At 46.2% G+C, this 22,692-nt stretch carries 20 protein-coding genes; 14 read left to right on the top strand and 6 right to left on the bottom strand.

All coding sequences use genetic code 11. The features are described 5' to 3' along the window. Positions 1-165: 165 nt before the first annotated feature. The 10 genes from BN1360_RS03365 to BN1360_RS03320 all read left to right on the top strand — a co-directional run bounded on the left by BN1360_RS03365 (position 166) and on the right by BN1360_RS03320 (position 11,224). On the top strand, positions 166-1,137 hold the full coding sequence (locus tag BN1360_RS03365) for a carbohydrate ABC transporter permease (RefSeq protein WP_068778485.1): 972 nt from the start codon (positions 166-168) through the stop codon (positions 1,135-1,137). Between the two features lie 3 nt (positions 1,138-1,140). Beyond that, entirely contained in the window at positions 1,141-1,995 is an 855-nt protein-coding gene (locus BN1360_RS03360; RefSeq protein ID WP_068778484.1) for a carbohydrate ABC transporter permease, read from the top strand. 361 nt (positions 1,996-2,356) lie between these two features. After that, positions 2,357-3,925 carry a Vga family ABC-F type ribosomal protection protein gene (locus BN1360_RS03355; RefSeq protein ID WP_068778483.1) on the top strand — a complete coding sequence of 523 codons (1,569 nt, stop codon included), beginning with the start codon at positions 2,357-2,359 and terminating at the stop codon, positions 3,923-3,925. 362 nt (positions 3,926-4,287) lie between these two features. Then, entirely contained in the window at positions 4,288-5,352 is a 1,065-nt protein-coding gene (locus BN1360_RS03350; protein ID WP_068778503.1) for an ABC transporter ATP-binding protein, read from the top strand. A 65-nt stretch (positions 5,353-5,417) separates the two neighbouring features. After that, a complete protein-coding gene (locus BN1360_RS03345; RefSeq protein WP_179016326.1) occupies positions 5,418-5,876 on the top strand; it encodes a flavodoxin in 459 nt (152 codons plus the stop codon). After that, the gene (locus BN1360_RS03340) at positions 5,873-6,577 is read left to right on the top strand and encodes a hypothetical protein (protein WP_068778482.1); all 705 of its coding nucleotides are present in this window, start codon (positions 5,873-5,875) and stop codon (positions 6,575-6,577) included. Before BN1360_RS03345 ends, BN1360_RS03340 begins: the two co-directional genes overlap by 4 nt. Positions 6,578-6,757: 180 nt before the next feature. Then, positions 6,758-7,450 (top strand): response regulator transcription factor, encoded by a 693-nt coding sequence (locus tag BN1360_RS03335; protein WP_068778481.1) that lies wholly within the window; start codon positions 6,758-6,760, stop codon positions 7,448-7,450. Then, the gene (locus tag BN1360_RS03330) at positions 7,447-8,430 is read left to right on the top strand and encodes a sensor histidine kinase (protein WP_069188278.1); all 984 of its coding nucleotides are present in this window, start codon (positions 7,447-7,449) and stop codon (positions 8,428-8,430) included. The genes BN1360_RS03335 and BN1360_RS03330 overlap by 4 nt, the downstream gene beginning before the upstream one ends. A gap of 135 nt (positions 8,431-8,565) precedes the next feature. Next, positions 8,566-9,330, top strand: a complete 765-nt coding sequence (locus BN1360_RS03325) for an ABC transporter ATP-binding protein (protein ID WP_068778480.1) — start codon at positions 8,566-8,568, stop codon at positions 9,328-9,330. Continuing rightward, positions 9,317-11,224, top strand: coding sequence for an ABC transporter permease (locus tag BN1360_RS03320; protein WP_068778479.1), 1,908 nt, complete (start codon positions 9,317-9,319; stop codon positions 11,222-11,224). Before BN1360_RS03325 ends, BN1360_RS03320 begins: the two co-directional genes overlap by 14 nt. Positions 11,225-11,336: 112 nt before the next feature. On the opposite strand, the gene BN1360_RS03315 is transcribed toward BN1360_RS03320, so the two are convergent. Next, positions 11,337-12,641: a Gfo/Idh/MocA family protein gene (locus BN1360_RS03315; protein ID WP_068778478.1), complete on the bottom strand. Its 1,305-nt coding sequence runs from the start codon at positions 12,639-12,641 to the stop codon at positions 11,337-11,339. A gap of 160 nt (positions 12,642-12,801) precedes the next feature. Here BN1360_RS03315 and BN1360_RS03310 point away from each other — a divergent pair, with 160 nt between their 5' ends. Next, entirely contained in the window at positions 12,802-13,626 is an 825-nt protein-coding gene (locus BN1360_RS03310; RefSeq protein ID WP_148466502.1) for a helix-turn-helix transcriptional regulator, read from the top strand. Positions 13,627-14,632: 1,006 nt separating this feature from the next. Here BN1360_RS03310 and BN1360_RS25820 read toward each other — a convergent pair. The 3 genes from BN1360_RS25820 to BN1360_RS03300 form a co-directional block, all read right to left on the bottom strand. Then, positions 14,633-14,827, bottom strand: a complete 195-nt coding sequence (locus BN1360_RS25820) for a hypothetical protein (protein ID WP_068778477.1) — start codon at positions 14,825-14,827, stop codon at positions 14,633-14,635. Positions 14,828-15,073: 246 nt separating this feature from the next. Continuing rightward, entirely contained in the window at positions 15,074-16,834 is a 1,761-nt protein-coding gene (locus BN1360_RS03305) for a sensor histidine kinase (RefSeq protein WP_068778476.1), read from the bottom strand. Then, the gene (locus BN1360_RS03300) at positions 16,831-17,592 is read right to left on the bottom strand and encodes a response regulator transcription factor (protein WP_068778475.1); all 762 of its coding nucleotides are present in this window, start codon (positions 17,590-17,592) and stop codon (positions 16,831-16,833) included. Before BN1360_RS03300 ends, BN1360_RS03305 begins: the two co-directional genes overlap by 4 nt. A gap of 332 nt (positions 17,593-17,924) precedes the next feature. Between BN1360_RS03300 and BN1360_RS03295 the strand changes: the two genes are divergently transcribed. Genes BN1360_RS03295 through BN1360_RS03285 form a run of 3 tightly spaced genes read left to right on the top strand, consistent with a single transcriptional unit; the run spans position 17,925 to position 21,109 of the window. Beyond that, positions 17,925-19,265: an ABC transporter substrate-binding protein gene (locus BN1360_RS03295; RefSeq protein WP_229520783.1), complete on the top strand. Its 1,341-nt coding sequence runs from the start codon at positions 17,925-17,927 to the stop codon at positions 19,263-19,265. Between the two features lie 59 nt (positions 19,266-19,324). Next, a complete protein-coding gene (locus BN1360_RS03290) occupies positions 19,325-20,260 on the top strand; it encodes a carbohydrate ABC transporter permease (protein ID WP_068778499.1) in 936 nt (311 codons plus the stop codon). Beyond that, positions 20,261-21,109 (top strand): carbohydrate ABC transporter permease, encoded by an 849-nt coding sequence (locus BN1360_RS03285; protein ID WP_229520782.1) that lies wholly within the window; start codon positions 20,261-20,263, stop codon positions 21,107-21,109. Between the two features lie 31 nt (positions 21,110-21,140). Here BN1360_RS03285 and BN1360_RS03280 read toward each other — a convergent pair whose 3' ends face one another. Beyond that, a complete protein-coding gene (locus BN1360_RS03280) occupies positions 21,141-21,575 on the bottom strand; it encodes a GNAT family N-acetyltransferase (protein WP_068778473.1) in 435 nt (144 codons plus the stop codon). A 90-nt stretch (positions 21,576-21,665) separates the two neighbouring features. Beyond that, positions 21,666-22,532 (bottom strand): LysR family transcriptional regulator, encoded by an 867-nt coding sequence (locus BN1360_RS03275; RefSeq protein ID WP_068778472.1) that lies wholly within the window; start codon positions 22,530-22,532, stop codon positions 21,666-21,668. Between the last annotated feature and the right edge of the window lie 160 nt (positions 22,533-22,692).

Genomic DNA, 22,692 nt, shown 5'->3' with positions numbered 1-22,692 from the left:
ATGAATGCGCGAAATACCCCGAGGGAAAAAGGGTGGGTGATGTGCGGATCCCACCCTCAAAAAAGAAGGTAAAAGACAAGTTGGTTATGAAAGGCAAAAAAGAAGGGGCGGGGGGGGGGGGGGAGTTCCCCCGCCTCTTCCATATCAACTTAGTGAGGTGATAGCATGCGCCGCAAGGTTGTCAACTATTCGAAATACGGTTATTTTTTTACCTTTCCATTCGTACTGGCATTTCTGATCTTCTCGTTGTATCCCATTTTATACACCGCAGTTATCGGATTCACCGATATGAAGGGATTAATACCTAAACCAATCCATATCATGGATAACCCATTTCAGAATTTTAAAGATCTACTCTTTGATAATCCTTCGTTCAGAAAGTCTCTGACCAACACAGCGTTGCTCTGGATTGTCAACTTTATTCCTCAGATCGCTCTTGCGCTATTGCTTACTGCATGGTTCACGAACCGGCGCCTTAACATAAAGGGACAGGGAGCTTTCAAGGTTCTGCTCTATATGCCGAATATTATTACGGCGAGTACGATTGCCGTTCTTTTCAGTTCCATGTTCGCTTACCCGATGGGTCCGATTAATAGTCTGTTTCAGATGCTAGGATGGTCCGACGCTCCGATCTTCTTCCTCCAGGATAAGACGACAGCGCGCGGAATTGTGTCGTTCATTCAGTTCTGGATGTGGTACGGCAACACGATGATTATCCTGATCGCAGGCGTTATGGGCATAAATCCAGCGCTTTTCGAGTCTGCGGCAATTGACGGGGCCAATGGGTTTCAAACCTTCTTCCGTATTACGCTGCCGAGTCTTCGTACGATCTTGCTGTTCACGTTGATTACATCGATGGTCGGCGGTCTGACAATGTTTGATATTCCACAATTGTTCCTTGCCGGTGGGCCAGATGACTCCACGCTTACCGCAACCATGTTCATTTATGGGCAAGCGTTCAAGGGCAGCTATATGTATAATCGCGCTGCCGCGGCGAGTATGATCCTGTTCGTGATTGCAGCGGTGCTGTCTGGATTGCTATTCTATCTCATGCGTGATCGGGATGCGGCCAAATTGAGAAAAGCGGAAAAGCAATATAGAAAATCTGCTTATGCAGCAACTGAGAAGGAGGTGTAACACATGGAAAAGACTCAAAGAAGCGGGGCCTTTGGTCTGAAGCTAAGCAAAACGATTATCTATGTCGTCTGTATCCTGCTGGCGATTCTCAGCATCTTTCCGTTCTGGATCATGTTTGTCAACGCCACGCGCTCTACGGCTGAAATCCAAAGCGGACTTTCGTTGCTTCCTTCTACACACTTTATGGATAACTTACGAGTGCTGCTGGATAAGAGCTTCGATCCGATTCAAGGGTTCCTGAATTCATTCATTATTTCCAGCTCGGCGACAATCTTAACGGTCTACTTCTCGTCTTTGGCGGCCTATGGGCTGGTGACTTATAGCTGGAAACTGCGGAATGCATTCTTTACCTTCATTCTGTGTGTAATGATGATTCCTTCTCAAGCAAGCGCGATCGGTTTCTATCAGTTCATGTATAAGCTGCATTGGACGAATAGCTTCTTTCCGCTGATTCTGCCTGCGATTGCGGCGCCGGCGGTCGTATTCTTCATGCGCCAATATCTGCTGGCAACATTATCGGTTGAAATTGTGGAAGCAGCGCGTGTAGACGGATCGGGCGAATTTAAAACATTTAACCGAATCATTCTGCCGCTGATGATTCCGGCAGTGGCGACGCAAGCCATCTTTGCCTTCGTAGGCAACTGGAACAACCTGTTCATGCCATTGATCCTGTTGACGCAGAAGGAGAAGTATACGATGCCGATCATGGTGAGCTTGCTGCGCGGTGATATCTACAAGACAGAGTTTGGCTCGATCTATATGGGGTTGGCTCTGACCGCATTACCGCTGTTCATCGTGTACTTCCTGTTATCCCGTTATATCATTGCGGGTGTAGCCCTCGGAGGCGTTAAGGAATAACCTGTATAGTTGACATGGCGTGTGAATTGCTATAATCTTGAAGTGCATGTTCTTAAGAGAACCTTTTGAACTGCTTCTATGAAGAACGAAAGGGTGACCCAACTAAAATGAAGTACTAATCCTATTTGTTGAAGAGAACAATTGATGGTGGCTTTAAGCAGATTTATGCTGCTTAATTTTTGGTGCCTTCAATTGTTAATTTTCAGAATAGGATTGGATTTCTATAGTTGGACCTGAAGGAGTAATCCCATAAGCCATAGGGGAATCTCTTTAGGCACACCTATATATATTTATGCCTCCTATTCTGAATGGACATAGGGGGCATTTTTTGTCTCCTGCACAAATGAAGGGAGATGGTTGTATGTTCTTAATGGAAGCACAACATATCAAGTATTACGTACAGGATCGCTTATTGCTGGATATCGATCAGCTACAAGTTTACAAAGATGCCCGGATTGGCTTGGTCGGTCGCAATGGCTGTGGAAAGACGACGCTGCTGCAAATTTTAGCAAATAAGATTGTTCCGGAAGAGGGACATGTGGTTAGGCATGTTCATTGTGAACTGCTGCCGCAGCTCAAACATACCGATACAACGAAAAGCGGCGGGGAAGTTACACAGGAGTACATCCAAAAGGTACTGGTCAGAGACCCAATGCTGTTATTTGCGGATGAGCCAACGACAAATCTGGATACACAGCATATCGAATGGATCGAGAAGAAGCTGCGGGATTGGCAAGGGTCATTTATTGTGGTCTCCCACGACCGGGCGTTTCTTGATGCGCTTTGCACAACGATCTGGGAAATCCACGAAGGCAAGCTGAAGGAGTACATTGGGAATTACAGCGATTACCTCAAGCAGAAGGAAATAGAGCATGACCAGCAACAAGCGGCTTATGAGAAATATGAGAAGAAGAAGGCGCAGCTGGAGGAAGCCTTGAGGCTGAAAGAGAGAAAGGCGGAGAGAGCAACTAAGACGCCCAAGAAGGTAAGTAATTCAGAGGCGCGGATTACAGGAGCGAAGCCTTATTTTGCTAAGAAGCAAAAGAAGCTGCAGCAGACGGCCTCTGCGATTGAAACAAGACTGGAAAAGCTTGAAAAGGTCGAGAAAATCCGGGAGCTGCCGCCTCTAAAAATGAATTTGCCGAATGTAAATACGTTTATAAATCGGATCATTATCCGTATAGAAGATCTCGCTGGCAGGATTGGCAAGCGCATATTATGGAACCGGGCCAGCTTTCAGCTTCGGGGCGGTGATAAATTAGCGATTACAGGCCCTAATGGCTGTGGGAAGACGACGCTAGTGAAGAAGATTATGGGGCAAGAGCCGGGCGTGACCCTCTCTCCCTCGGTGAAGATAGGTTACTTCAGCCAAAACTTAAATATTCTTGATCTGGATAAAACGATTTTGGACAATGTGCAATCGTCTTCGAAGCAGACGGAGACCGTAATACGAACGGTCCTGGCCAGGATGCATTTTTTTAGGGAGGATGTATATAAGCCTGTCTCTGTGTTAAGCGGCGGGGAGCGGGTAAAGGTGGCGCTAACCAAGTTGTTCCTGAGCGATATCAATACGTTAATTCTCGATGAACCGACGAATTTTCTGGATATGGAAGCTGTGGAAGCGTTGGAGTCGCTTCTGAAGGAGTATGAAGGCAGTGTCATCTTCGTCTCTCATGATCGCCGCTTTATTGATCACGTGGCTACACGAATTTTGACGATTCAGGATCAAAAGCTTGAACTATTCGAAGGGACGTACCAGCAGATGAAGCAAGCCCCACCTAAGAGCAGTCGTGATACGCAGAAAGATCAATATCTCTTGCTCGAGACAAAAATTTCAGCGGTGCTGAGCCGTCTAAGCATTGAGCCGTCCCAGGAATTAGAGATGGAGTTCCAGCGTCTGCTCAAAGAAAAAAGAGACATGAATCGATAAAAATCAGCAGGATAGAGTCACGTGACTCTATCCTGTTTTTTAATGCAAAAAAATAGCGGATCAAAGGGGGAAAAGATCGAATAGGTTGCACTGGAAAGGAATGCTCAAGGCAATAAGCAATTGATGTATGGCGACTTTGGAACTTGGAAGTAGATTCCCGATTGAGTCAGGAGACGGCCCATGATATAATCAATAATGATAATCATTATCAATTAAAGGAATTTGGTTATGAATTATCAAATTTTATCTGTTTGAATTTGTCTTTGCAGTTATCATTTACAGGATTTCGAACTACCCGCTGCTGTTTCGCGACGTTTTGCGGACGGTGGCTTTTTATTTTAGTAAGGTGGGGAGCAGATATGATGGACAATTTATTGGAGGTAAAGGACCTGGCGATTTCTTTTAAGACCAGGGAAGGAGAAGTGCAGGCCATTCGCGGCGTCAACTTCCATGTAAAGAAGGGGGAGACACTGGCTATCGTTGGCGAATCAGGCTCGGGCAAAAGTGTGACATCCCAGGCTATAATGCAGCTCGTACCCCAGCCGCATGGAATATATAAGCGGGGGGAGATCTGGTTCGACGGCCAGCAATTGATTGGCAAGACGGAGAAGCAAATGCAGCGGATTCGCGGCAAAGAGATCGGAATGATCTTCCAGGATCCAATGACATCGCTGAATCCGACGATGAAGGTGGGCAAGCAGATCACGGAGGTGCTTCATACCCATGCGAAAATGTCCAGACAAGCAGCGTACCAAAGAGCGGTGGAGCTGTTGGATTTGGTAGGGATTCCGGCACCGGAGCGTCGGTTTCAGCAGTATCCGCATGAGTTTAGCGGCGGAATGCGGCAGCGGGTGGTCATCGCCATTGCACTGGCAGCCAATCCCAAGCTTTTAATTGCCGATGAACCAACCACGGCGCTGGACGTTACGATTCAGGCGCAAATTCTGGAGCTAATGAAGGATTTGCAGCGGAAGATCGGGACGGCGATTATTTTCATCACGCATGACCTGGGCGTAGTGGCTAAAATGGCCGACCGTGTCGCGGTGATGTACGCTGGGCAGATCGTGGAAACCGGGACGGCGGAGGAAATCTTCTATGATCCGCGGCACCCTTATACATGGGGGCTTCTGGCTTCAATGCCAAGCCTTGATGGGCAGGGAGGGAAGCTGGCCTCGATTCCTGGTACGCCACCGGATTTGATTCGTCTGCCGAAGGGGGATGCCTTTGCACTGCGCAGCCAATATGCGATGAAGATCGATTACGAGCAGGAGCCCCCTTTATACCGGGTATCGGAAACCCATTTTGTGAAATCATGGCTGATGCATCCTTATGCTCCGACGGTTACCCCGCCTGAAGCGATAGTCCGTAAACAGCGAACTTTGGAAGGGGTTTATGATCAGCCGGTCTTAGTTGCAGAACCTAATTGACAATGATAATCATTATCAATTATACTCCAATATATCAAGTCACTCTGACGGAGGAGTTGAAGAGATTGAGTAAAATTGTCATTGTCTATGCCAGCTTGACTGGCAATACGGAGGAAATGGCCGAACTAATCGCCGAGGGTATTCGTAGTACCGGGGCGGTCGTGGAATTAAAAATGGTGGAGGACAGCAATGCTGTCCATCTGTTGGAATATGATGCTTACCTGCTGGGAGCCTATACCTGGGGGGACGGGGAGATTCCTGATGAATTCGAGGACTTCTTGGACGAAATGAAGGAACTGGATTTGCAGGGTACACGCAGCGCTGTCTTCGGAAGCGGAGACACCACTTATCGGCTGTACTGCGGAGCTGTCGATGAATTGGAGGAGCGGATTAAGGACTTTGGCGTACAGGTCGTACAGGACGGCTTAAAGGTAGAATACGGGCCAAGCGCGGAAGAGAAGGTGTTATGCCGGGAATTCGGGGCGAATTTCGCCAAAAGCCTGGAGGGATTGCATCAAGTATGATGAGACGAATTGTGGACTATGAGTTGGAAGGGTGGATCCATTCGTACTCAGCGGCGGAGGTAAGCCAGGGAAGCGGAGAACGGAAGGTAACGTGGCGGCAGCGTGTGCAATACGCTGTAGGGCATGCGATTAACGATTACTACACGCTGATGCCTGCGGTACGTCTGCAGACACCGATACAGGTGCTGCTTAACCGGCGTTGGCCGCGCAATCAGGATGAATTTCCCGATCCCCTATTTTATTGGCAGGTATATAATCAGGTCGTGGCTCAGCTGACTTTGATCACGGGAATGCTGATTTATGACTATCCTGTGGCCTTGTATGAGAACTGGTCGATGAAATCAGACGTATTGGGCATGCAGATTTCTATTATTTTTCAGGCGTTATGGCAGGACAGGAGAGATCCGACGCGAATAACTGTGCAGAAGTTTCTTTTGGAGGATAATGTAGAGCTGGTCAAGGCGTTTTCGCATTTAACCAATGTGTTTTGGCATGGTGCTTTTGGCTGCCCTCCCGGCATTATTGAAGTCTACACCTTACTGGACGATCGGAAGCATGACATAATCGGGGAGTCACTGGAATTACAGGCCTCGCTGGATTATGTGAGACTGCTGACCGATGCTTGGGAAACCGAAATACAAGGGACTGGCGGGAAGGATCGGGAGGCAACGATAACATCATCAAGCGCCTGGGCCATATAAGCTTTGAGCATTCAGGAATGGGCCGTCCTTTAAACCGTCCTAATATTACACAAATGTAATTGGTCTGTATGGAGTTTGTATGTTTTACTCTATACAGGCTTTTTATTTGCTCCAAAATATGTAGATAATAGTAAGACAGACAACTTATTAATGACGTGAATTATAGGCTGGGTGATGACTATGTATCGAATATTGCTGGTGGAAGATGATCAATCGCTTGCGGAATTACTGTCCGGACATTTGCACAAATACGATTATGAATGCAAGGTTTGCTCTGATTTTAATGATATCTCAGGGGAGGTTGAGCAGTTTGATCCCCATCTGGTTCTGCTGGATATTAATTTGCCAAAGTATGATGGCTTCTATTGGTGCCGGAAAATCAGACAGTTCTCAACTTGTCCGATTATCATTATCTCGGCACGCAGCAGTGAGATGGAGCAGATCTACGGTATCGAGAATGGGGCAGATGACTATATTACCAAACCCTTCTCGCTAGAAGTGGTGGTTGCTAAGGTGAACGGGCAGATCCGCAGAAATTACGGGGATTATGCCGCCAATCCATCCGAGCGGACTGTGGTTTGCGGCGAGCTGAAGCTGTATCTGGAGAGCTTGATCCTGGAACACCAGGAACAGCAAGTGTTGTTGACCAAGAAGGAAGCGATGCTGGCGGGTATGCTGCTGGAGAATGCTCCAAAGGTGCTGAGCCGGGAGACCCTGCTCTCCAAGCTATGGGATGATGAGAGCTTCGTAGAGGAGAACACGCTCAATGTGAATATCGCTCGGCTCCGCAAGAAGCTGCAAGATGTTGGGGCCGATGCTGCAATTGAAGCCGTACGCGGTGTAGGGTACCGGTTGCTAGAGGAACCGATATGAAGCTGTTTATTAAGGACCATTTGTCCATTGGAATACTATATCTGGTTACTTTTTTCGGCTTATTCCTTCTGTATGACTGGCTGGATGGGTTTGAGGTCGGTGGAAAAGTTTATTTTGTGTTTGTAAGTTTGGTTCTTTTGTTGATCTTTCTTCTTTATCGGTATATCACGCGTCGAAAGGTGTATGAGCAGTTATCCGCAATACCAACCAAGCCAGAGGATATGCTCATTCATAATCCGCATTCGGTTCTGGAGGAAGCTTATGCCCAGAGTATGCGTGCCAATCTACAGCTATATCATTCTCAAATGAACCATTTGAAGAACCGGCAACAAGAGTATCAGACGATGTTGGGTCATTGGGTGCATCAGATTAAAACTCCGGTGTCAGTCATCAGCATGCTCACGCAAATAAACGAAGGTAATGAAGATTTCGCCAAGGTTCAAGCGTCTATTAACAAGATTAATTATAATTTATCACAGCTCCTGACTTATCTTCGCACAGAGGATTTTGCCGCGGATCTTAAAATTGAGCAGGTTCCATTAAGAAACGCCGTGTCCGAAGTAATTAACGATTTGAAGGATTTCTTCATCTCGGGCTCTGTCTATCCAAGCGTCTCTATCGAAGGTAATTTATCGGTCTATACAGATCGAAAGTGGCTAAAAACCATGTTATATCAGGTCATGAATAACGCTATTAAGTACAGCAAGCCAGGCAAGAACGTGCAGATAGCAGCAAAAATAGCAGAGAGTACCGTTGTCCTCAGTATTACGAATGAAGGGGGCGGGATCGAGCCGAGTGATCTGAACCGGGTGTTTGATTTGTTCTTTACCGGTGAGAACGGACGAAGGTTCGGCGAATCTACAGGGATGGGATTGTACCTGGTGAAGAGAATAGCTGATATGCTGCAGCATCAATATAAGCTGGAATCGATGGTTGACGGGGCAACCACATTTTATTTTTATTTTAGAAATCATGATTAGGGTCATGATTTTTTTATTACGAACTTGTAAGGGAACTGAAATGAAGGGGAATTGTCGACGGGTCGTACATCACTTATGATGAAGATGCTTCGGAGGGCAGAAGCTTAGTATACGACAATGAAGTAAGGAGATTTTATGAGTATAAAAATATTACAAGTGCATCAGCTTGAGAAAACATATGTGGGTAAAGTGAACTATACGGCGCTGAATGATGTCTCCTTTGATCTGGAGCAAGGGGATTTTGCGGCGATTATGGGACCTTCCGGAAGCGGCAAGACGACGCTGCTGAATTGTATTTCCACGATTGATATTCCCAGCGGTGGGGAGATTACTGTGAACGGACAGCAGCCCCACTCTTTAAATGATGAAAAGTTGGCCAAGTTCAGGCGGAATGAGCTGGGCTTTGTGTTTCAGGATTTCAACCTTGTTCATACGTTGACGGTTCGGGAGAACATTCTTCTGCCGCTTACTTTGGATAGCGTTTCTGTACCTGAGATGGAGCGACGCTTGGAGCAAGCCTCCTCATTGCTAGGCATCGAGTCGTTACTGCCTAAGCGCACCTTCGAGATCTCCGGAGGACAAGCGCAGCGGGTGGCCGTGGCCAGAGCAATCATCCATCAGCCTTCGCTGCTGCTTGCGGATGAGCCTACAGGAAATCTGGATACGAAATCGGCCAAGGATGTGATGGAGCTGTTCAAGTCTATAAACCGAACCTTGCAGACGACGATTCTTATGGTTACTCATGATCCCTATGTGGCGAGCTTCTGTAACCGTGTGATTTTCATTAAGGACGGCAAGTTGTATAACGAGATCCATCGCGGCAACCTTCAGGGGAACTTCTATCAAAATATTATGGACACCTTGACTTTCCTTGGAGGTGGGCGAAGTGACATTCAATAATATTGTTCTGAACAATATTTTACGGGATAAATGGACGTATATCGCTTATTTCCTAAGCAGTGTATTTTCAATTTTTATCTTTTTCTCGTTCTCAGTGTCGATGTTCCATCCCGATCTATCGGTTATTGCAAATGGTTCATCCCTATCCTTCGCGATGATGGTAGGCACGGTACTGGTGTATTTATTCTCATTTGTGTTCATCTCCTATTCGGTCATGTCATTTATGAGGGTAAGGCAGAGGACGCTGGGGCTATTCGTCATGATGGGGGCTTCCAAGCGCCAGATTAAAAAGATGGTCTTCCGAGAAAATATGTTTATCGGTATCGCGGCGATCATCATGGCGCTTGTATTAGGACTCGTCTTTGCCCCATTGTTTCTGATGGTGACGCGGAAGGTGATGCAGGTGGAAGGCTTTGTGATGTATTTTCCAAGCAGGGCTATCGCTTTGACCTTGGTGATGTTCTTTATGTTGTTCTTGCTCGTCTCCTTCTTCTCTCCGCTATTCATCCGAAAGCAAAAAATCATTCAGTTGCTCAAGTCGGATAAGAGGATGGAAGCAGAGGTCCGCTTCTCTCCTATCGGGTTGACCTTTGCGTTGCTTGCAACGGGAGGAACCCTGTCTATGATAACGATTGGGCATAACGTTGCGTTTGTGCATCAGGTATCGAATAACATTCTGGGGGTATTTTTCTTATTCATTGTCTTTGTGATTGGTTTGTATTTCTTATATTTACAGTTGTGCGTGCTCGTGTTGGAGCTTGTTCAGAAGCAGAAGCGTTATCTTCAGAAGACGAATATGCTCACCCTCTCCGGAATGAAGTCGCATTTACGAAGCAATGTGAAGATGATGTATCTTGTCTCATTGCTCCTTATGGGAACGTTCTTCGCTATTGTTGGATTGTATAGTGCGAATGTGAATGTGGAGCAGAATACGAAGGCGAATTATCCTTATGACTATATGTATGTATCTCAAGCGGATAACCCGCGTCAATCAGAGCATGTGGAGCTGCTGCAACAAAGCCTGCAAAATCAGGCCGGCTATGCTCCTTATAAATATGATGTTCTCTATATTGCTGAGCATCGGAGGCAGGCCATCGTCTCTCTGAGTAGCTACAATGAAGCGATTCAAGGGCTTGGTGGGGAACCCCTATCCTTAGATCAGAATGAGATTTATGCGGTTAACTTCCTGCCTAAGGAGAAGACGGATCTAAATATCTCTGATCCTATGCAGCAGGTCTTTCAACAGACGAATATGAATCCTCAAATGGTCGGAGGGAGCAGTCAGAATATTATGCCTGCCGGTTACTTCAATCGTCTCCTGGTGGTATCGAATCAGGACTATGTGAATATTGAGCGGAGGCAAGGCTTGAATCTGCTGCATGTGTTTGCTTATAACGTTGATAACTGGAAAGAGGACATAGCTACGACACAGGCTCTAATAGATCGCATCGGGTACAGTGATCATGGTGAATTTGGCTTTTTCAGCGCGGGGGATCTGTTTTATGTAGAGAAAAGCTCGAAAAATCTAATGCTCTATGTAGGCTTTATGCTCAGCTTGATATTTATGATCGCAGCGCTCAGCATGATCTATTTCCGACTGATTACGGATTTGGACAAGGAACGCGAGAAATATAAGGGCATTCTGAAGATCGGGCTGTCTCAAAAGGAGCTGTTCTCAATTGTGTCAAAGCAGCTTGCTGTGTTAATATTTGCGCCTTTTGTCGTGGCAAGCTTGTTCTTCTTAATTGGTGTTGCCTACCTGCGCGAGGTCATCGGTGGTTCACTAGGCAGTGTTACAGCAGCCAGCTTTGTTATCTTCCTGGTCATTCAATGCTTGGGTTACCTGGCAGTGAACCACAGATATAGAAGAGCATTAATTAAGAATTTGGTATAAAAAATGGCGCTGGAAACCCATATCGAGTTAGAGCGCTGATAAGCAACAGCCTCCTGGTGATTCCAGGAGGCTGTTGCTGTATATGGAAATTGGGGTCCCTAATTTAACGGTCTTACTTCAAGCTTCCGGCAGGGAACTTGAACAGGTCGTCGACCTTGACCGGTTGGCCGGTCCGAATGGAGCGGTTAGCTGCGATGCCAGTCATGATCGACATAGCTCCGTCGATATGGGAAGCGGCACGGTTGAAGCGATCCTCCTGCTTCTTATCGAAGATATCGCGCAGCATAACGGGGTCGCCACCGCCATGGCCGCCTACCCCTTGCTCAATTTCAACGCGATATGGCGCTGCAAAGTGAGGGTAGATCATGATATCCATGCCTTGCAAAGCGCCTTCATCCGCCTTATCGCCACCGGAATTGACGTAGGATTGCTCGGTGATTCGTACTTCCATACGGCCCTGTGTACCATTAAAAACAATAATGAAGCCTTCCCATGGCAGATAAGCATTTAGCGAATAGTTCATCACGGTCTTGTTCTTGTATTTAACCATCACGCTCATCGTATCTTCTATACTGATATTGTCTCCGAATACGCTCTGATCGCGTTGATATCCATCCTCCTGCTCGGCATCAAGATACATGCTCTTCAAATGCTCATTCTGGTCGAGATGGAGCGCGAACGGATCGTTCTGCGCCGTTTCGCTGCCGTAAGCGCGTTGGTAAAATTCAGTAACGCCGCGCTTCTCAGCGTTCTCCCTGCCATAGAAGCGCAGGTCGCCCATGGCAAATACGGTGTCGGGTTTGGAACCCAGCCAGAAATTCATCAGGTCGAAATGGTGCGTAGATTTGTGTACGAGCAATCCGCCGCTGTTTCTTTTATCGCGATGCCATCTGCGGAAGTAGTCGGCGCCATGCTGCGTGTTGAGCAGCCATTCGAAGTTGACGGACAGTATTTCGCCGATGGTTCCATCCATAATTAATTCACGAATCTTCGTGTTATGCGGCGCATAGCGGTAATTGAACGTTACGCGAAGGTTTCGTCCAGTGCGTTCGATGGCATCGTAGATCTCCTGACATTTCTCTTCGTCTATGGTCATCGGCTTCTCGGAGATGACGTCACAGCCGAGTTCCATCGCGCGGACGATATATTTATGATGCGTGCGATCAATCGAGCATACAAGCACAAAATCCGGCTTGGTATCCTCGATCATTTGATCGAATTTCTCCGATTTGTAAGTAGGGACCTCATGATAATGGTATTTCTCTTGTAACAGTCTATTCGCATAATTCATTCTGGTCTGATTGACATCGCAAATTGCAACCAGCTCTGAAGTTTCCTTGAAAGTAGTTACCAACTCGCTATAGAAAAACTCTGCCCGACCTCCGGTACCTACGATGACGTATTTCTTCTTGGACAAGATGATCACTCCATTTACATTGGTATAAATCTATTTTATAGTATATGAAATGCAAGAATCTAAGCGTTTATTAGTCGTTTTAATAAAAACTATGCATATTTTATCTAAAATGTCATGTTCAAAAAGTTCAGATATCAGGATCGAGAAAGGAAGGAGTTTTGTGAGCACAACACCATATTTTGCCGTGGAGCAGATCAAGCGAACTAAACATTTTAGTATGGATTCTGATCATTTTCATGAAAGTTATGAAATCTATTATTTACTGTCGGGTGAACGGTACTACTATATTAATGATCGGGTTTATGCTCTGCAGGTTGGCGACCTGCTGTTTATTAACAAGAACCATTTACATCGAACGACGAGCAAGGGAAGGTTCTCTCATGAGCGGATATTGGTTAATTTTGATGATCTGTTCATTGAGCCGTTGCTGGGTCTGGGAGTGGGGGAGCTGCCTTTGTATCACGGGGAGAGCTTCTTGCTTCGTCCAGATGTGCATGAGCAGGGACGGTTTGAAGATCTTTTCCACAACATGCTGCGCGAGCAGAAGGAAGCAGGAAGCAGTTCTACAGAATATTTGCTGGCTTTGCTTCTACAGATGCTCATTCTTATTGCCCGTATCCGCGAAGCCAAGCCGGAGCCGATTCCGCCTGAATCGAGCGAGAAGCAGCGCAGGGTATACCGCATCATCGAATATTTAAATATGGAATACAGACAGAAGCTGACTTTGCCGGGGATTGCCGAGCAATTCTATATCAGCGAGACCTATCTCTGCCGTATTTTCAAGCAGACCACAGGTTTTACGGTCATTGAATATTTGAATTATATTCGAATTCGGGAAGCGCAGACCTTGCTGCGAGAGACGGATGATAGGATTACGAGAATCGCTGAGGAGACGGGCTTTGATAGCATTGCTCATTTCGGCCGAGTATTCAAGCAGATTGCGAAGCGTTCCCCGCTGCAATATCGCAAGCAAAATCAGGAGTGAGTCAAACAAGAGGGGGAGAACGCACCAGCGGACCGACGGACTAACGCAGTGGACTAGTGGACCAATGAACTATCGGATTAACGAACCAGTGAGCTAACGAAAATAAAAAATTAACGGAGTGACTAGCGCACCACCAGACCAGTGAATTAACGATCCAACGAAACGCAACGAATCAGCGAGCAACGTGCCAGCGCACCAGTGGATCGAAGAATTAACAAACGGGTGGTCCAGCAGGCTAGTGAACCAATAAATCACACCGGGCCAGCGAATTAACGAGATAATGAAATTTAACGAATTAGCGAGCAACGTGCCAGCGAACCAGCGGCTCGATGAATCAACAAACGAGTGGTCTATCAGGCTAGCGCAACGAATCAACGACCAACCGTCCCTACGGACCAGTGAACTAGCAAACCGATGAACCATCGGGCCAAAGAGCCACCGAGCAACGAACCAAAGATCGGCGAGCAGCAGGCCAGCAAACTAGCGAACTAGCAAATCAACGAGCCACCGAACCTGCGAATCCAGTAATCCAATAGGCCATCAGATTATCGAACTATGAGCCAGTGAACCAACGAACCGATGAGCCAACTGGCCAGCAAACTTACGAACCAACGGACCAACGAGTCACCGAACCGACGAACCGAGGAAAACAATAAGCCAGCGAACTACTAAACTATGAGTTAGTGAACTAACGATCCAACATGCCAGCAAATAGCGAACCACCGAGCCAACGACCGACGAATCGAGGAGCCAAAGAACTCAGCGACCAACAAACCAACAAATCACTGAACCAACGAACCAGCGACTATTGACCACCAAACCACCAAACCACCAAACCACCAAACCACCAAACCACCAAACCATAAGCGATCCTTCTAACGAAACTCCATAACGCTATTTTCCCGAAAACGAGGGGGATTTGGAACTAACGAAACTATATATCGTTATTGGCGGGAAATGCGAGCTTTAGAGGGTGAAATGGCCGGAATAGCGATTGTCAGTTTCGTTAAAATATCCGAAGGCCGTTTTTGCCCCCAATAACGCTTCCCAGTTTCGTTAGAACTACTGTAAAGGCCAAAAAAGTTCGACGGGATTTTCCATGCCGGTCTTCTTCGATAGGGATGGTAATCTCTAGCATCGTCCCAAAGCCTTGCTTGCTGCGGATACGCAGGGGGGAGAGCTCGTTATACCTGAGCTTCAACGTTTGTTCCCCTGAGCCACCGATCCTTCTAACGAAACTCCATAACGCTATTTCCCCGAAAACAAGGGTAATTTAGAACTAACGAAACTACAGAATCGTTATTGGCGGGAAATGCAAGCTTTAGAGGGTGAAATAGCCGGAATAGCGATTGTCAGTTTCGTTAAAATATCCGAAGGCCGTTTTTGCCCCCAATAACGCTTCCCAGTTTCGTTAGAACTACTGTAAAGGCAAAGAAGACCGACAGGATTAACCATGCCGGTCTTCTTCGATAGGGATGGTGATCTCTACCATCGTCCCAAAGCCTTGCTTGCTGCGGATACGCAGGTGGTAGAGCTCATTATACCTGAGCTTCAGGCGTTTGTTTGTATTAAATAGCCCCACATGCTTGGTGCGCTCCTCATCGATATCGAGCCGCCGCATCACTTCGGTCAACGAATGGGGCGGGATACCGATTCCATTATCCGTTACTGTGATACGCAGCCGCTCGAACCTCCTCGCAAGCTTCACCTTAATCAGGCCAGGCCCGTCCTTCTCCTTAATGCCGTGATAGATGCTGTTCTCCAACAGTGGCTGTAGAATCAGCTTCATCGTCGATAATTCGGTAATCTCCTCATCGTACTCATAGATCACATCGAACTTGTCCTTATACCTTTTCTTCTGAATATTGATGTAACTGATCGCATTGGCGATCTCCTCGCCCCAAGTCACTGTCCGGGTTGGATTACTGAAGGAGTAGGAGAGAATATCGGACAGGTCCTCAATCATCTCGCTTGCCTTGTTTGGCTGGCCTGTCAGTGCGACCGACTCCCAATACACGGAATGCAAGGTGTTATAGAGGAAGTGGGGGTTAATCTGCGACTGTAGGGCAAGCAACTCCATAACCTGGAGTCTGTACTTTTTCTCCAGCAGCTGGGTATGGATATAGCGGTGCTCAATAAAATGCGTCATCATATCATGGATAATATATGAATATTGATCTTTGATCTTCGCCGGCGGCTTCAGTGGAACATGGCGATCCTCAGCCGATTTGATCAGCAGCCGGATCATCTTGAGCTGGTTAAAGTTGCGGCGCACAACATAGTAGGTCAGAATGAATCCGCATATGATAGCGATCACGGCAAACAGCAGCGTGTATTTAAAAATTCGCGTCGGCGTCTTATACAGATCCGAATGCGGTATGGCCGAGACATACTTCCACTTATAGCGCTCCGACTCCACTTTGGTCACATTAACCAATCCCTGTGAGGTATTCAGATCGAAGACCGATGCCGGCTGATTCGCAATCCAGTAAATGTCTTTAGCCTGAAGCAACTCGCCCGAATGATTGGAGAAGATCACCTTATTCTCTTCATTTAATACAAATAATTGCTGTCCGTCATAGGTTGTAATGTCGTCGAGCAGATTCTCAATATACTTGGGCCGAATGTTAAGAATAATACCAATTTTCTGCGGTACCAGTACATTATAGAAGGTGACAATAGCCGTTGGGTCATTCTCGAAATCATAGAAGCGGATATTTCTGCGTTCCGTCCACTTTGTTGCTGGTCCGGAATATTCCATGAACTCGCTATACCAAGCCGTATCATAGAAATGATCCAAGGTCACCAGCCCATCAACAGAGGACAGGAATCGATGATATGGATTGTCTACATACAGATAGAAGGATTGAATATAGGGCTTGGAGCTCGTAAAAGCATTCAGAAAGCTGGAAATAATCGAATTGGCTGTCGAACTCTCATAGGTGTAAGAGGGATTTTTGAGCACAGAAGACAACTCATTGAAAATATTCGTATTATCATACAGAGCCAGATACAACGTATCCAACTCATTCAGAATCATTTCCAGTTGGGTCTGCGATTGCAGCAGCAGGAAGCTGCTGTTCTGATTAATATCTGCCTTAATATCATGCTGTACCGAAATGGTAGAGAGCGAGCCGAGAATAATGATAGGGATGAGCAATGGGATCAGAAAAGTCATCAGCTGCTTAATAAAATATTTCTCTCTCATATAGAGGCTTGTCCACTCCGGTATTCACTAGGCGTCTTCCCATAATAACTTTTAAAAGTCCGAGTGAAATTTTTGGCGTTGCTGTAGCCGACCATCTCGCTGATCTCATAGGTTTTATAATTGAAATCCTGCAGCAGGTGGAGAGCCATCTCCATCTTGGTCTGAATCAGGTAGTCAGAGAAGTTCTGTCCCGTCTTCTGTTTAAAGAAAAAGCTGAGATAGTTGGCGTTCATATAAACCTGCCGAGCCACTTCCTCAAGCGTAGCCTCCTTGTAGTTCTGCTTCACGTATTCCTTCACTTTCTTGATGACCAGGCTCTCGTCACCCTTGCTATAGCTATAATCCGGTGCGGTATCCTCCGATTCTAAAGAAGTTCCTCCCGCCTCCATTTCGTTACGAAGCTTAACGAATACATCCATCAGCACATGATATTTGGCCGGCTTGAGCACATAATTCATGACCCGGTAATGCAGCGCCTGCCTGGCATATTCGAAATCCCGATATCCGCTAAGAAATACAATCTTAATATTTTGCTTATGGTTATATAAATTCTCCGCTAATTCGATTCCGGACATAACGGGCATTTTAATATCAGTAAAAACAATATCTACGCGTTCCTCTCCGTCTATGAATTGGAGGGCTTCCAGTCCGTTATTGACCTGGCCAACAATTTGGAAGCCAATATCATTCCAGGGAAAATAAATGGCTAAGGCTTCACGCGTCTCCGCCTCGTCATCGACAATTAGAAGATTATACATCATTTCACCTCATGTATTTTAAGGAACTCTTTAGCAGCTTACAGTAATTATATCAGAGTCACTGTATTTGTAATGTAAGCGATTTTAAAAGATTGCGGAATGCTGTAAAAATGATTCTTTTTACAACAATAAGATACCTGGAACCGATATACAGTGTATAAATGATACCTTTTTCTAAGATGGGCTACCTTAAAAAAAAGGGAAATCGGCCGCATAATTAATGAAACGCTTACAAATAATCAGCGATCCAGATCAACTCTAGCGTTTCACTCTATAGAGACTTACACGGTCTCATCCCAATGGAAAGAAAATGTGGACAAAGGAGACATGAGATGATGAGAGGAAAAAAAGTAGGACTGGCATTTATTGCCACGGTGATGGTTCTTGTCCTTCTTAGTGGTTGTTCCGGGGGGAATAGCAAATCAGAGGATGGAAAAGCGAATGCTGGCCCAGCGGAAGGAGATAAGAAAGTTACCCTGCGTTTCAGCTGGTGGGGGGGAGAGGATAGACACGCGGCTACAATTGCCGCAATCGAGGCTTACAAACAAATAGCCCCGAATGTGACCATCGAAGCAGAATATCAAGGCTTTGACGGGTATGAGCAGAAGATCAAGACCCAGCTGTCCGGTGAGACCTCTGCTGACATCATGCAGCTTGACTTGCCATGGCTGCAGGAGTTGACCAGCAAGGGAGACTTCTTCGTTGATTTGAAGGACTTTTCGAGCTTTGACTTAAGTGGGTTCGATTCGAACTTCCTGAACAACTTTGGTCAATACGACGGTAAGCTGGTAGCTGTGCCTACCGGTGTGAATGCCTATTGCATGATTATTAACAAGACGCTGGCGGACAAGCTGGGCATCGCAGTCGATACGCAATGGGACTGGGATTCTATCTATGAAGCCGGGAAGAAGCTGCATGCGGAGGACAGCTCCAAATATTTGCTGCTCGCCGACCACGCGGCATTGCGCCAGGATATGATCACGATGTTGAAGCAGCGAACGGGCAATCAATGGGTGAACGAGGACTACACCGTAGGCTTCAGTAAAGAGGATGCTACGGCAAGCTTTGAGTGGCTTCATAAGGCGATGGAAGCTGGCGTATACCAGCCGATCGGAGAGAGCGATCTGTTCTTCGGCAAAATCGATCAGAATCCGAAGTGGATTAATCAGGAGATCCCGATGGCTCCGTCCATGAGCAGTACGATGCTATCGCTCAAGACCGTCCTGCCGGATGATGTAGAGATCGTTACCAGCCTTCCGGTAATCGCCAAAGAAGCCAAAGACTCGGGCGTTCTGGTCAGACCTTCCCAATTGTTCGCCATTAGCAACAAGAGCAAGCATCAGGAGGAAGCGGTTAAATTTTTGAACTGGTTCATGAATGATCCGGATGCGGCTGCGATCCTGGGGGATGTACGATCTGTTCCACCGGTGAAATCGGCTCAAGCGGCAGCAGTTGCGGCAGGCAAGATCGATCCGGCGATTACGAATGCAGTTGAATTAGGCCTTAGCCATGCGGGGATCGTTGACAATAGCATCGCGAACAACTCGGAAGTGCAGAAAGTACTTGAAGATATTATTCAGAAGGTTAGCTATGGAAAATCAACACCGGAACAGGCTGCGGATGAATTGATATCCAGTCTGACATCCAAGCTTGAGGAGATCAAGAACAGATAGTTAAGCAGCGAATCATGTGAGAGCTCGTAGGGTAGGAAGGGAGAGAGTCCGTTATGTCTATGTCTCCAACTGCATGGACCAAGCCACAGAGTCAGACGGGACACAAGATAAAGGCCAAGAAAAACTACCAGTACATCGGACTGTTATACATCGCACCTTGGATTATAGGCTTGCTAATCTTTCAATTTTATCCGTTTCTATCATCCTTGTACTATTCGTTCACGGATTACAATATGGTCAGCACTCCTAAATTTATCGGCCTGGACAACTATATTAAGATCTTTACAGCGGATCCAGAGTTCTATCAATCATTAAAGGTGACAGGGATATATGTGTTGCTCGCTGTTCCCGTGAAGCTGGCTTTTGCGCTGTTCATCGCCGTGCTGCTTAGCGCAAAGCTAAAGGGGATTAACATCTTCAGAACGGTGTACTATTTGCCTTCCATTCTGGGCGGGAGCGTCGCAATCTCTGTATTATGGCGCTTCTTGTTCATGAAGGAAGGGGTTATCAACAATCTGCTGAGCTATTTGCATATCGGTCCGGTTGATTGGCTTGGCAGTCCGGATGTGGCTCTGTATACACTCGGCTTGCTTACCGTATGGCAATTCGGTTCATCCATGGTGTTATTTCTGGCCGGTCTGCAGCAGATCCCTAAGGATTTATATGAAGCCGGGGCGATCGATGGTGCTTCCAAGCCGGGCATGTTCTTTAAGATTACGGTGCCGCTGCTTACGCCTATCGTATTATTCAATCTGGTCATGCAGATGGTTAACGCCTTTCAGGAATTCACCGGAGCGTTTGTCATCACAAACGGCGGACCGATGAAGTCAACCTTCCTTTATGCGTTGAAGCTGTATGAAGAGGCCTTTAGCTTCTTTAAAATGGGTTATGCTTCGGCTCTTTCCTGGATTTTGTTCATGATTATTATGGTCGTTACGGCGATTATCTTCAAGACATCCAACAGCTGGGTATATTATGAGGACGGGAGAGGATAAATGATGAAAGATTCCAGCAGCAGGTCCAGCACGATACTCAATTATTCTTTTCTAATTATTCTTGGCTTCGTAATGGTATACCCGCTCATCTGGCTGTTCGCGTCATCCTTCAAGACGAATGCTGAAATATTTGGCTCCAGCAAGCTGATGCCAACGACCTTGGTGTGGGATTCCTACACATTGGGTTGGCAGGGCACCGGACAATACGGATTTAATGATTTCTTCATTAATACATTGCTCCTGGTTGTGCCAACGGTGCTGTTCACGATTATTTCCAGCGTGATCGTTGCCTACGGCTTCGCCAGATTTGAGTTCCCTATGAAAACAGCGCTGTTCTCAATCATGATCGCTACGCTTATGCTGCCGAATGCTTCTATTATGATTCCACGCTACATTTTGTTTAACAAGATGAAATGGCTGGATACCTACTTGCCATTTATTGTTCCGGCGGCTTTCGCAACGGGGGCCTTCTTCGTATACATGATGATTCAGTTCCTGCGCGGTCTTCCACGTGATTTGGACGAAGCCGCGACGATTGATGGCTGCAACTCCTTTACAGTATTGACGCGGGTGTTGATGCCGCTTTGTAAACCGGCGATCTTCTCCGTGGGCATCTTCCAGTTTATGTGGACATGGAATGACTTCTTTAACTCGATTATCTATATCAGCAGTGTGAAGAGATTTACCGTATCGCTGGGTTTGCGTCTATCCCTGGACGCATCCTCGGCCGTATCCTGGAACCAGGTGCTGGCGATGTCTGTAGTCAGTATTGTTCCTTGCATTCTGCTCTTCTTCTTCGCCCAGAAATACTTCGTGGAAGGCATATCGACAACGGGGTTGAAGGGGTAGGAGATATAGTAAAATCCCGATGATTATGTGATCATCGGGATTTTAATTTTAAATTCAGGATTGGATAGGGGCGGCCCTCGCCATCGGTCGGTTTCTCGCTAACCACGGTAAAGCTGCTTTTTAAATAGAATCGTGTGGCGTTTTCATTGTCTTTATTCACATCCACACTCGTTACTCCATAATCTTCGATCAAAGAGCGGATCATTTGTGTCCCATATCCTTTTCCGGTCAGATCGGGATCTAGAAATAACATTTCGAGATGGGATTGATGAACCCCCGAGAATCCGATCAATTGATCTTCAATATACCACAGCCGGACATCAAGATTGGGAAAATATGAAGGAATCTCTTCCTTTAGCTTAAGCCTATCATCGACCGCCAAAAAATGATGGGTAGCTATAACCGACCTCTCCCATAGCTCCAAAATAAGCTCGTAGTCGTTCTTCGCAGCTTTTCTATTAAGCATTTTATACTCCTTTCATAATAACTCTCCACCGAGAAGAGATTCAGCACCAGAATATACGCCAGTTCATGAACGGCAATGCCCAGCTTCAAGTTAATTAGCCTTATTATCCGCAATCATAAAGTTTACGAATTCTTTGACGACGGATAATTCCAGGGAAGACTCCTTGTAGTTGATCCAGCTTTCTGTGTAAAATTCTTCATCCATATCTTCCGTTTGAATTTCTTCGATAAATAAGGGATCATTCTCTTCCAGGCAGAAGGAAGGGACAAATGCCGTGCCTAGCCCGTTCATAACCATATGTTTGCAGGTCTCGACATAATCTGTTCTGATTACGATCTGCGGAACGGAGTGGAATCTGCGCGGCCACCATACATTAAAGACCCTCTCAACAGAGGGAGTTCCAACATAGATCAAAGGCTGCTGCGGCAAATCTTCCAGACGGAATTTATTTTTTGATATCATACATATTTTACTGCGGTCAATCAGGGTTTTCTGCCCGACCCACCGGTGCCCTCCGCTTTCAATCCCAATATATATATCGCCGTTCTCAAGCTCTTTCAGAATCTCTCTTCCTAATCCGGTTTTAAGCATTATTTTTACTTTGGGGAACTTTCGGCTGAATCTTCGAATAATAGGAGGCAGTTTATAGAGAGCAAAATTATTGGACACTCCAATTTTTAGTGTTCCTTGGACTTCATCGCCCATGTTTTGGATATGTTCGATAATGCGATCCCGTTCGGCCAACAGCTCCCTGCTGTGTTCAACCAAATATTCCCCGGCAAGTGTGAATTGAACTCCCTTTTTCTCTCTGATCAGAATATCGGTATTTAATTCCTTCTCTAATTGATGAATTCGATAGGTAATGGCGGGCTGTGAGAGAAAAAGAAGGTCTGCTGTCTTTTTTATGTTTTTTTCTTTATAAAGCTGCTGCAGAATGGCGATATCCCTGAAATCCATAAACTGATCCCCCCATCTAAAGTGATTTGCTATAAAATTTTTTTTCGATTCTCGATAAAAAACCAATATTTTATAGGAAAGCGGATTCAACTTATGATTATACCATAAACAAACGGTTTGTTAGTTTTTTCACAAAAGACGTCTTTTGTAAATGATCAGG

It is taken from the genome of Paenibacillus sp. GM2 (genome assembly GCF_900069005.2).
GTDB lineage: Bacteria > Bacillota > Bacilli > Paenibacillales > Paenibacillaceae > Fontibacillus.
The sequence above is the reverse complement of the archived record's forward strand: the minus strand, read 5'-3'. Positions and strand labels throughout refer to the sequence as shown.

Bases quoted from the DNA above. Each gene is read 5' to 3' on its own strand.
- BN1360_RS03365 (WP_068778485.1), top strand. From the start codon at position 166: ATGCGCCGCAAGGTTGTCAACTATTCGAAATACGGTTATTTTTTTACC.
- BN1360_RS03360 (WP_068778484.1), top strand. From the start codon at position 1,141: ATGGAAAAGACTCAAAGAAGCGGGGCCTTTGGTCTGAAGCTAAGCAAA.
- BN1360_RS03355 (WP_068778483.1), top strand. From the start codon at position 2,357: ATGTTCTTAATGGAAGCACAACATATCAAGTATTACGTACAGGATCGC.
- BN1360_RS03350 (WP_068778503.1), top strand. From the start codon at position 4,288: ATGGACAATTTATTGGAGGTAAAGGACCTGGCGATTTCTTTTAAGACC.
- BN1360_RS03340 (WP_068778482.1), top strand. From the start codon at position 5,873: ATGATGAGACGAATTGTGGACTATGAGTTGGAAGGGTGGATCCATTCG.
- BN1360_RS03335 (WP_068778481.1), top strand. From the start codon at position 6,758: ATGTATCGAATATTGCTGGTGGAAGATGATCAATCGCTTGCGGAATTA.
- BN1360_RS03330 (WP_069188278.1), top strand. From the start codon at position 7,447: ATGAAGCTGTTTATTAAGGACCATTTGTCCATTGGAATACTATATCTG.
- BN1360_RS03325 (WP_068778480.1), top strand. From the start codon at position 8,566: ATGAGTATAAAAATATTACAAGTGCATCAGCTTGAGAAAACATATGTG.
- BN1360_RS03305 (WP_068778476.1), bottom strand. From the start codon at position 16,834: ATGAGAGAGAAATATTTTATTAAGCAGCTGATGACTTTTCTGATCCCA.
- BN1360_RS03300 (WP_068778475.1), bottom strand. From the start codon at position 17,592: ATGTATAATCTTCTAATTGTCGATGACGAGGCGGAGACGCGTGAAGCC.
- BN1360_RS03295 (WP_229520783.1), top strand. From the start codon at position 17,925: ATGATGAGAGGAAAAAAAGTAGGACTGGCATTTATTGCCACGGTGATG.
- BN1360_RS03290 (WP_068778499.1), top strand. From the start codon at position 19,325: ATGTCTCCAACTGCATGGACCAAGCCACAGAGTCAGACGGGACACAAG.
- BN1360_RS03285 (WP_229520782.1), top strand. From the start codon at position 20,261: ATGATGAAAGATTCCAGCAGCAGGTCCAGCACGATACTCAATTATTCT.
- BN1360_RS03280 (WP_068778473.1), bottom strand. From the start codon at position 21,575: ATGCTTAATAGAAAAGCTGCGAAGAACGACTACGAGCTTATTTTGGAG.
- BN1360_RS03275 (WP_068778472.1), bottom strand. From the start codon at position 22,532: ATGGATTTCAGGGATATCGCCATTCTGCAGCAGCTTTATAAAGAAAAA.